8 protein-coding genes are annotated in these 9,509 nt (G+C 33.8%); all 8 read left to right on the plus strand.

Annotated elements, in window-relative coordinates; translation table 11 throughout:
- The first annotated feature begins 226 nt into the window (after window positions 1-226).
- The 8 genes from rfbB to RBR53_09360 all read left to right on the plus strand — a co-directional run bounded on the left by rfbB (window position 227) and on the right by RBR53_09360 (window position 7,550).
- Window positions 227-1,291, plus strand: a complete 1,065-nt coding sequence (gene rfbB / locus RBR53_09325; GenBank protein MDY0132859.1) for a dTDP-glucose 4,6-dehydratase — start codon at window positions 227-229, stop codon at window positions 1,289-1,291.
- Window positions 1,292-1,304: 13 nt separating this feature from the next.
- A complete protein-coding gene (gene rfbA, locus RBR53_09330) occupies window positions 1,305-2,168 on the plus strand; it encodes a glucose-1-phosphate thymidylyltransferase RfbA (GenBank protein MDY0132860.1) in 864 nt (287 codons plus the stop codon).
- Window positions 2,165-2,296 carry a hypothetical protein gene (locus RBR53_09335; GenBank protein MDY0132861.1) on the plus strand — a complete coding sequence of 44 codons (132 nt, stop codon included), beginning with the start codon at window positions 2,165-2,167 and terminating at the stop codon, window positions 2,294-2,296. The genes rfbA and RBR53_09335 overlap by 4 nt, the downstream gene beginning before the upstream one ends.
- Before the next feature lie 298 nt (window positions 2,297-2,594).
- Window positions 2,595-3,719, plus strand: coding sequence for a DegT/DnrJ/EryC1/StrS family aminotransferase (locus tag RBR53_09340; protein MDY0132862.1), 1,125 nt, complete (start codon window positions 2,595-2,597; stop codon window positions 3,717-3,719).
- Between the two features lies 1 nt (window position 3,720).
- Window positions 3,721-4,422 carry a WbqC family protein gene (locus tag RBR53_09345; protein ID MDY0132863.1) on the plus strand — a complete coding sequence of 234 codons (702 nt, stop codon included), beginning with the start codon at window positions 3,721-3,723 and terminating at the stop codon, window positions 4,420-4,422.
- Window positions 4,419-5,234, plus strand: a complete 816-nt coding sequence (locus RBR53_09350; GenBank protein ID MDY0132864.1) for a sulfotransferase domain-containing protein — start codon at window positions 4,419-4,421, stop codon at window positions 5,232-5,234. Before RBR53_09345 ends, RBR53_09350 begins: the two co-directional genes overlap by 4 nt.
- Window positions 5,235-5,280: 46 nt before the next feature.
- The gene (locus tag RBR53_09355; protein ID MDY0132865.1) at window positions 5,281-6,249 is read left to right on the plus strand and encodes a hypothetical protein; all 969 of its coding nucleotides are present in this window, start codon (window positions 5,281-5,283) and stop codon (window positions 6,247-6,249) included.
- A gap of 5 nt (window positions 6,250-6,254) precedes the next feature.
- Window positions 6,255-7,550: an oligosaccharide flippase family protein gene (locus RBR53_09360; protein MDY0132866.1), complete on the plus strand. Its 1,296-nt coding sequence runs from the start codon at window positions 6,255-6,257 to the stop codon at window positions 7,548-7,550.
- Window positions 7,551-9,509 lie beyond the last annotated feature (1,959 nt).

Raw genomic sequence — 9,509 nt, forward strand, 5'->3', positions numbered from 1 at the left:
ATTGATAGTTTTATATGTTTTTTTGTAAAGGACGGATTTATCCGTCCTTTTTTACTGGTTCCTGGCCTCTTGTTTGGAAATGTTTTTTCCCAGACTTTTTCTTAAGCTTTAGTTCTGCTCATTACTCAGATCTTTTATTTAGGGATATTCCAGTAAAAAATATAAAGTTTTTATGTCACAGACCAAGGCATAAATCTATTAAGAAACTTTAATAAAGGCCAAGAACATAATGACAATTTTAGTAACAGGCGGAGCAGGATTCATAGGTTCAGCACTGATAAGATATCTGATTAAATCAACAGACCATAAAATAATAAACCTGGATAAACTAACTTATGCAGGTAATTTAAGCTCTTTAGATGAAATAAAAGAAAGCCCGAATTATTTCTTTGAAAAAGCAGATATTTGCAATGCTAAAGAAGTTAAAAGAATTTTTGATAAATACAATCCAACCCTTATAATGCATCTGGCTGCAGAATCCCATGTAGACAGATCAATAGACGGGCCATCAGAATTTATAAATACCAATATTGTCGGAACCTATGTTTTGCTTGACCAGGCTTTTAATTATTGGAAAAATTTAAACCATACTGAAAAATCAAAATTCAGATTCCATCATATTTCCACAGATGAAGTATACGGAGATTTGGAAAATGATAATGAATTTTTCACAGAAGAAACTCCATACGCTCCAAGTTCTCCATATTCAGCATCCAAGGCAAGCTCAGATCATCTTGTAAGAGCCTGGCACAGAACCTATGGATTTCCAATTGTTATTACAAATTGTTCCAATAATTACGGGCCTTATCAATTCCCTGAAAAATTAATTCCCCTTGTAATTTTAAATGCAATTGAAGGAAAACCTCTTCCAATTTATGGAAACGGCACTCAGGTAAGAGACTGGCTTTATGTAGATGACCATGCAAAAGCCCTTTATCTTTCAGCTAGAAAAGGAAAACTTGGCCATACATATAATATTGGCGGAAAAAATGAAAAAAAGAACCTTGAAGTAGTAAATATTATTTGTGAAATTCTTGAAAATTCTAATTTAAAAAAACCTTCAAATATAAATAAATATAAAGATTTAATTACCTTTGTTAAAGACAGACCAGGCCATGATTTAAGATATGCAATAAATGCCACAAAAATTGAAAATGAACTGGGCTGGGAACCGGAAGAAACCTTTGAATCAGGAATTGAAAAAACTGTAAAATGGTATCTTGAAAATCTTAAATGGTGCCAAAATGTTCAGGATGGCTCATATATGAGAGAAAGGCTTGGTAATGGATAATAATACTAACAATATTAAAGGAATAGTTCTTGCCGGAGGAAGCGGAACAAGGCTTTATCCCATAACAAGAGGAGTATCAAAACAGCTACTTCCAATTTATGACAAGCCAATGATTTATTATCCAATTTCAGTTCTCATGCTTGCAGGAATAAAAGATATTCTTATTATAACTTCCCCTGAAGATTTAAGCTCTTACAAAAGACTGCTTGGAAATGGAAATGATTTTGGAGTAAATTTTTCCTATGAAGTTCAACCAAGCCCGGATGGCCTTGCCCAGGCTTTTATCATAGGTGAAAAATTTATTGGAAATTCAAGAGTATGTCTTGTTCTTGGAGACAATGTTTTTTATGGCCAGGGTTTTACTCCCAAGCTTAAAGAAGCAGCATCAAGACAAAAAGGTGCAACTGTTTTTGGTTATCAGGTAAAAGACCCGGAACGTTTTGGAGTAGTGGAATTTGATGAAAAAAAGCGTGCAATTTCAATAGAAGAAAAACCAAAAAAACCAAAATCAAACTATGCTGTAACAGGGCTTTATTTTTATGACAATAAGATTGTTGAAATTGCCAAATCTGTAAAACCTTCCAATAGAGGCGAGCTTGAAATAACAAGTATTAATCAGACTTATCTTGATATGGGAGAACTTAATGTTGAGCTTTTAGGACGTGGATTTGCCTGGCTTGATACAGGTACCCATGAAAGTTTGCTTGAGGCTGCCCAATTTGTTGAAACCATAGAAAAAAGACAAGGATTAAAAATTGCCTGTCTTGAAGAAATTGCTTTGTTAAACAAATGGATGTCAAAAGAGCAAATACTTGAATTATCAAAACAGCTGGGAAAAAATGATTATGGAAAGTACTTAAAAGGCCTTGTTCAATGAATCAATTAATTCCTGTAACTAAAAGCTATTTACCTGATAAAGAAAAGTTTAAATTCTATGTTGACAGGGTTTATAGTTCAGGATGGCCTACAAATAAAGGCCCTTTATTAACAGAAATTAATATTTAAGTCTTACTATATAGCTTAAAAAACACCGAAACTATTGTTGACTATTATATAGCCTCTCTATATAAATTGGCTGTTAATAAAAGATTTGTAACTTACGGAGCGGAGCTATATCCGTAAGATCAAATATGGACCCATATAATTGTCTACCTTTGATAGCATATGGCTTTTATTTTTTTAGTTTTGTCTGAAAATTTTCACCGACCTCAGCAGGAGTCCAAACAATCCATGGATGGTTGTTTTTCAGGTGTGAGCTATCGGCAAATCGGGATCAGGGCCCGATTTATTTAGGATTATTAGAATGGAAAAATTTGAAAAGCCGATACTTGTTACCAGGCCTTTTTTGCCTCCGCTGGAAGAGTATTGTGAGGGATTAAAAGAGATATGGGACAACCAGTGGCTGACCAATAACGGCCCGGTATTGCAACGGTACCGGGAGAAACTGAAAAGTTATATTGAAACAGAAAATATCTGTTTGTTCAACAATGGTACGCTTGCCCTGCAGATTGCCTTACAGGGAATGGGCATCACCGGCGAGGTTATTACTACGCCTTTCACCTTTGTGGCCACCACCCACGCACTATACTGGAATAAAATCCGTCCGGTTTTCTGCGATATTGAACCGGACACCTTCACCCTGGACCCGGCAAAGGTAGAAGAGCTGATTACCCCCTGGACCAAAGCGATCCTGGCCGTCCATGTTTTTGGAAGACCCTGTCTGATGAAGGAACTGGCAGATATTGCCAGGCGGCACAACCTGGCTTTGATCTATGATGCAGCCCATGCTTTTGGTGTTCGTGTCAATGATAGACCCATCAGTCATTATGGAGATTTGAGCATGTTTAGCTTTCATGCAACCAAGCTTTATCATTCCATTGAAGGCGGTATGCTTGCATTTAAAGATCCGGGTCTTGGCAAGACCTTTAAATACCTGAAAAACTTTGGATTCAAAAACGAAACAGAGGTAGTAATGCCCGGCACCAACGCCAAGATGAACGAGATGCAGGCCTTGATGGGATCTTTGATGCTAAAATATATGGATGATTTGGTGGAAAAACAAAGGCAGATATATGAAACATATGACGAGCGACTGAGTGAAGTCCCGGGTATCTCTTTCAGTCCTAAACCTGAATCGCATGTAAGATACAACTATGCGTATCTCCCAATTCAGATAGATGAGAAAGAGTTTGGAATGAGCCGGGATGCCTTATACACAAAGCTCAAAGAATACAATGTTTTTGCAAGGCGGTATTTTTATCCCTTGTTGAATGATTTTGCATGCTATCAGTCTGTACCGGTTTCAAAACCTCTTTCTGTGGCGGTAAAAGTTTCAGAGCGGATTATCACGCTTCCAATCTATGCGGATCTGCAGGAGGATAGTGTGCATCAGATTTGTGATATTATAGTTGGAATAGGTAAGAATTAAAATGAAACTTGGTATCATGCAGCCATATTTCTTCCCTTACATCGGATATTGGCAGCTTTTAAATTACGTGGATACCTATGTGGTTTATGATGATGTCAACTTCATAAAGGGTGGCTGGATTAACAGAAATTATATTCTATCCAATGGCGACAAATTACTTTTGATATTGAATTTAAAACAGGCAAGCCCCAATAAACATATCAATGAAATCGATATTGGTAAGAATCAGAAAAAGATTTTAAAAACCCTTTTTCAATCCTATTCAAAAGCACCTTATTTTAATTCGGTTTGTCCATTGATAGAAGATATTTTTTCAACCAAGGAACAAAACTTAGCATTGTTCCTGCTTAACTCAATCCAAAAAATAGTAGAGTTTCTGAAAATTAAAACCAAAATAGTCTTGTCAAGTGAAATAGACAAAAATAATGCTTTGAAAGGACAGGATAAGGTGCTTGAAATTTGCTCAAAATTAGGTGCGGATACCTATGTGAATGCATTGGGTGGCATGGCGCTTTATGATTCGGACGTTTTCAAAAAAAACAACATTGATCTTTACTTTTTAAAACCGCTTGATTTTGAATATCAACAATTCTCAGGCGCTTTTGAAAAAAATCTTTCAATAATGGACGTGCTGATGTTTAATTCACTCCACCAGATAAAATTGAATCTTCATGATTTTAAGTTGGTTAAAGGGGAAAAATGATAAAACCTCTTTCAAAACTTGCTATTCATAGTGTTCCAAGGTCAGGTTCTTCATGGTTGGGCCAAATTTTTAATAGTTCGCCTTTGGTCAAATTTGTTTTCCAACCACTTTTTTCTTATGCGTTCAAATCATTTTTGAATGAAAATTCATCAAAAAAACAAATTAATGATTTTTTTTCACAGATTGCTGTCTCCAATGATGACTTTTTATTGCAAAATAAAAATATAGGTTTAGGGTTTTATCCTAAATTTAACAAACAGCTATGTACCTTTGTTGCCTATAAGGAAGTGAGATATCATCATATTTTAAAAAACATGATAGAAAAGGCTCCAGATATTAAATTGGTTTGTTTGATTAGAAGTCCTTTATCAGTTATTGATGATTGGTTAAAAACACCCTTAGAGTTTAGGAGGGATTTAGGGTGGAAGGAGATAGATGAATGGAAATTTGCCGAGAAAAAAAACCACAATTTGCCGGAAGAGTTTAATGGATATGAAAAATGGAAAGAGACAGCGAATATATTTGAATGGTTAGAAAAAAAGCATCCAAACTCTGTTTGTATTGTTGAATATAAAAATTTGTTAAAAAACACATTGTCAGAAGCGCAAAGATTATTTGATTTTTGTGGTATTGAATTAGAAGATCAAACTCTTGATTTTTTATCAAAAAAAGAAAAAAAACATATTGATGATCCATATTCAGTCTTTAAAAATATTGAAGAAGATAGTGAATGGGAAAAAACTTTAAATAAAGACATTGCAAAAGCAATCCTTGAAGATTTACAAAATTCTAAATTGAAAAAATATTTATAGTGTCTAATCCTAAACCCCTACACCCAACATGCCAAAAGACAACACAATGCTACTAAAAAACAGCCCTTTTGAAATTACAAACTATGCCCCGGTTTTGATACCAACTTTGAATCGGTATAGTCATTTAAAAAACTGTATTTGTTCTCTTTCTTCGTGTATCCATGCTGAAGATACTGATCTGTTTATTGCCCTTGACTATCCTTTTAAAATTGAGCATTGGGAAGGCTACAATAAAATAGTAAAATTTATAGAAAAAATTGAAGGGTTCAGGCGTGTAATAATAATTAAAAGAAATCAAAATTTCGGTGCTAGAGAAAACATAAGAGATGCTCGCAGCATGATTTTTGAAAATTACGATAGATTGATTATATCTGAAGATGATAACATCTTTTCTAAAGATTTTTTAAGATTTGTTAATATCGGCTTGGAAAAGTATAAACATCGGCATGATATTTTTGCAATAAATGGGTATAATTATCCCATTGAAGTTCCTGCTGATTATAAGGATGATGTTTATCTTTGGCAAGGGATGTCTGCCTGGGGTTTTGGTATATGGAAAGAGAAATGGGAAGAATTAGAATCAAATGATGAGATTGTACTGTCAAACATAAAAAAATTCTTAAAATCTTATCGAAAGATATTGAACTATAATAGAGTTGCTAACCACTATGTTCGTAGTTTATTGTGGATGCTTCGGTTACAAAAGGTTCATGGTGATGGTCATATGTGTTTTCACCAATTTACGAATAATATGTATTCAATATTTCCAACTATTAGTCGAGTGAGAAACTTGGGTCATGATGGAAGCGGGCTGCATTGCAATGAAAAAAAGAAAGATCTTTTTAGTGATCAGCCAATTTATGACAAAAAAGATAACATTTACAATTTACCAATAAGTATAAAGCCAAATGATACTATGAACAAAATATTATATAAACATTTCAAGAAAAGCTTGATTTCGCAATTTGTGATATTGGTTTTAATCGTTTTTACATTTTTAAAATTAAAAGAATAAATTTTTTGTTAATTATTTCTAAAGTTTTTAATAGTCCTTTTGTTCGTAATGTTGCTATTGCAGCATCTGGTACGGCAGGAGCACAGGCTGTTCTTATAGCTTTCTCTCCCTTTGTTACAAGAATATATGGGCCTGAACCCTTGGGCTTGTTAGGCGTTTTCATCGCTTTTGCTGGATTGCTCACCCCTATTGCAACCTTGGCATACTCTTCTGCTATTGTGCTGCCACCTTCCCAAGAAAATGCCAACCACTTGGTATGGATTTCAATTTATATTTGTATTGTAACAACGGTAACTGTCGGTATCCTTTTATTGCTTGGTGGCAAACAATTACTTGCATTAACTAATTCTGAGGCCATATCTTCTTTCATGCTGTTTATCCCTTTAAGAATGTTTTTTTCAGGGTGCTATTTAACCACAGAACAATGGCTTATTCGTAATAATCTTTTCCGTATAATCGCAACCTTTGCAATTATAAATGCGATAATTATAAGTTTAGTGAAGGTGGGAACAGGACTTTTTATACCACAGGCGTCAACACTAATCTTTATATCTACTTTAGGCTTAGGGTTACATGCTGGGATGCTTTATTATGGGTCAACTAAAGCCAGGTGTTCTTTCAATGCACCAAAAATCAATGATTTTATGGGTTTGTTTGACAATGCAAAACGCTATAGTGATTTTCCCTTCTATCGGATGCCGCAATTATTAATTAGAACTGCCTCTGAAAGTCTTCCAGTTATACTTGTGGCCTCTTTTTTCGGACCGCTGTCTGCCGGCTATTATGCACTTAGTAGAAAAGTCTTGGGGATACCTTCTACACTAATTGGCAATTCGATAGGAGATGTATTTTATCCTAAAATAACCAAAGCTGCACAACAAGGTCAAAATATTTATGGATTGGTAATGAAGGCAACAATTTTAATGGGTTGTCTTGGTCTGATACCATATGGACTATTAATATTGTTTGGTCCAATGGCTTTTGAATTTGTTTTTGGTACTGGATGGCAAGATGCCGGCGAATACGCCCGATGGCTGTCAGTATGGTTATTCTTTTTTTTGTTGAGTGTCCCTTGTGCAAGAGTTTTACCGGTAATACAGGGTTTAAAATTTCATTTGTTTTTTTCATGTGTTTCAATAATTGTGCAATTATCTTCGTTAATTATAGGTTTTTTTTTATATAAGGACGACATTATTGCAATAGCGCTTTTTAGTGCTTCTGGTGCAGTTATGTATTTTCTATTTGTGTTGTTAGTACTCATGAAATGTAAAAATTTCAATTTGGTCAGGAATACAGCATAAAAATCCTATATGAAAAACGTCTAATATTTAGAAAGAGCATATAAATGTCATGAAAAAAATTTTATTTATTTTGCCAGCCATCCTGCTAGTAGTTCAAGCTTTTGATGAAACAATCGGAGGCTATCTTTCATACGTTAGAGGCACTTTGTTGATTTTGATGATTTTAGTTTTCTTTTTATATTATAAACTTAAATTAGATCTTGTTAGTAAGGCAATTATTGTTTTTTTGACATATACGTTTTTTTTATCATTTGAATCTACTAATATATTAAAGACCTTATTGAGCTACACATCAATATGTGTTTCGTTCTCATTTTATATTATATCCTACAGTACAATAAGCAATTATTCGCAATTTTATAGATTCAAAGTCCTTTTTTGGACAATGCCTTTCATCTATATTTTTAGTGCTGTTATTTTTTCATTTTTCAACCTAAGCAATCCAATTTATGGTGAGTATCAAATTGTAAATATGGGACCCGGGTTACATCATAATACCATATATACTGGAATATTAATCATATCAATATATTTTGTTTTGAGAAAATATAGCGAAGATAAGTTGAGGGATACAATTCTTATTACAACAATGGCAATTTTGATTCTTCTTTCTTACAGAAGAACGGCCATCATTCTTTTAATGGTTAGCTGCATAATTTTCATAACCATGTCCAAAAAACAAAATTTATTCAAATATGTTATTCCCGGAATGATTCTACTTATCACAACCTATCCATTATATAATGAATATGTCACTAATTATTTCAAAGCCAGGGGTACACGAGCTAACTTCGAATATGGGATACAATCTGAAACCAGATTCAAAGAAGTAACACTTATTACTGAAAGAATACTTAATGCAAATGAGCTTAAATATTTTTTTTTCGGGATGGAGTTCTTAAATTCTGAAGGGACTTATTATTCATCACGGTTTCCAGTTTTGTCTTCCAGACCCCTACATTCTGATTATGCGGTTGTTTTACATGGGTCTGGTTTTGTCGGTATTACATTATATTTTTTTCTTCTGATATCTATTTTGTGTAAGACCATCCAATGTGTCAAATTTTGTGGACTGAAAAATGATCTTTCAATCATGACCACTATTTTAACTTCCATCTTGATTTTGGTAACATTTTCCGGGAGTATATTAAGCATTACTTTTCGTACTACTCTTTTTTTATTTCTGGGATCTCTCATGAGAATTGTAGATCAAACTATTTTGACAGCTAGGCACAAACAAAAAAATACCAGGAGTGTTGTAAAAAAATGAAAGATAAACCTTCTATTCTCTTGTTTATCAAAGTACCTCCTCCTACAACCGGTGCAACACTCATGAACAAGCGTGTTTATGATAGCAGATTGCTTCAAAAACATTTTTGTATTCGGTCAATATGTATAAGTTATTCTGAGAACTTGCTTCAAATGGGTCATCTAAGTTTAAAAAAGATATTAAAAATCAAGTTGGTTTTTTTGTCGCTTTTAAAAGAACTTCTATTCCATAAACCCAATTTTATATACTTTCAAATATCACCTTTACAGTTGGGTTTTTACAGGGATTTATTGTTCGTCCTGCTCATTAAATTATTTAAAACAAAAATTGTTTATCATATTCATGTCAAAGGCATAAGTGAACATTGTGCTAATCAACCTTGGAAAAGGAAAATATATAAGTGCGTTTTTAAAGGGGAAGATATTATTTGTCTTTCCCATTTTCTTACATATGATGTTAAAGATTTTTTTCAAGGAAAAATCCATATAGTAAATAATGGGATTCCTGACATTGATGAGGTTTATAGAAGGAAACGGAAAGATAGCTCTTGTAACGAGACCAGGATTGTTTTTTGCAACCGAAAAATGACCCCTCTTTGCAACCGAAATTTGACCCACCTGAGTTAAAAAAAATTAACAACTATCTACTACCTCAACTTTGTCGAAGTCTCCGCCGTTGCGGCCTGGATC

The organism is Desulforegulaceae bacterium (genome assembly GCA_034006035.1).
Taxonomy (GTDB): domain Bacteria; phylum Desulfobacterota; class Desulfobacteria; order Desulfobacterales; family JACKCP01; genus JACKCP01.

Coding starts and splice junctions, on each gene's coding strand:
- RBR53_09355 (MDY0132865.1), top strand. CDS start 5,281: ATGCTACTAAAAAACAGCCCTTTTGAAATTACAAACTATGCCCCGGTT.
- RBR53_09345 (MDY0132863.1), top strand. CDS start 3,721: ATGAAACTTGGTATCATGCAGCCATATTTCTTCCCTTACATCGGATAT.
- RBR53_09335 (MDY0132861.1), top strand. CDS start 2,165: ATGAATCAATTAATTCCTGTAACTAAAAGCTATTTACCTGATAAAGAA.
- RBR53_09350 (MDY0132864.1), top strand. CDS start 4,419: ATGATAAAACCTCTTTCAAAACTTGCTATTCATAGTGTTCCAAGGTCA.
- RBR53_09340 (MDY0132862.1), top strand. CDS start 2,595: ATGGAAAAATTTGAAAAGCCGATACTTGTTACCAGGCCTTTTTTGCCT.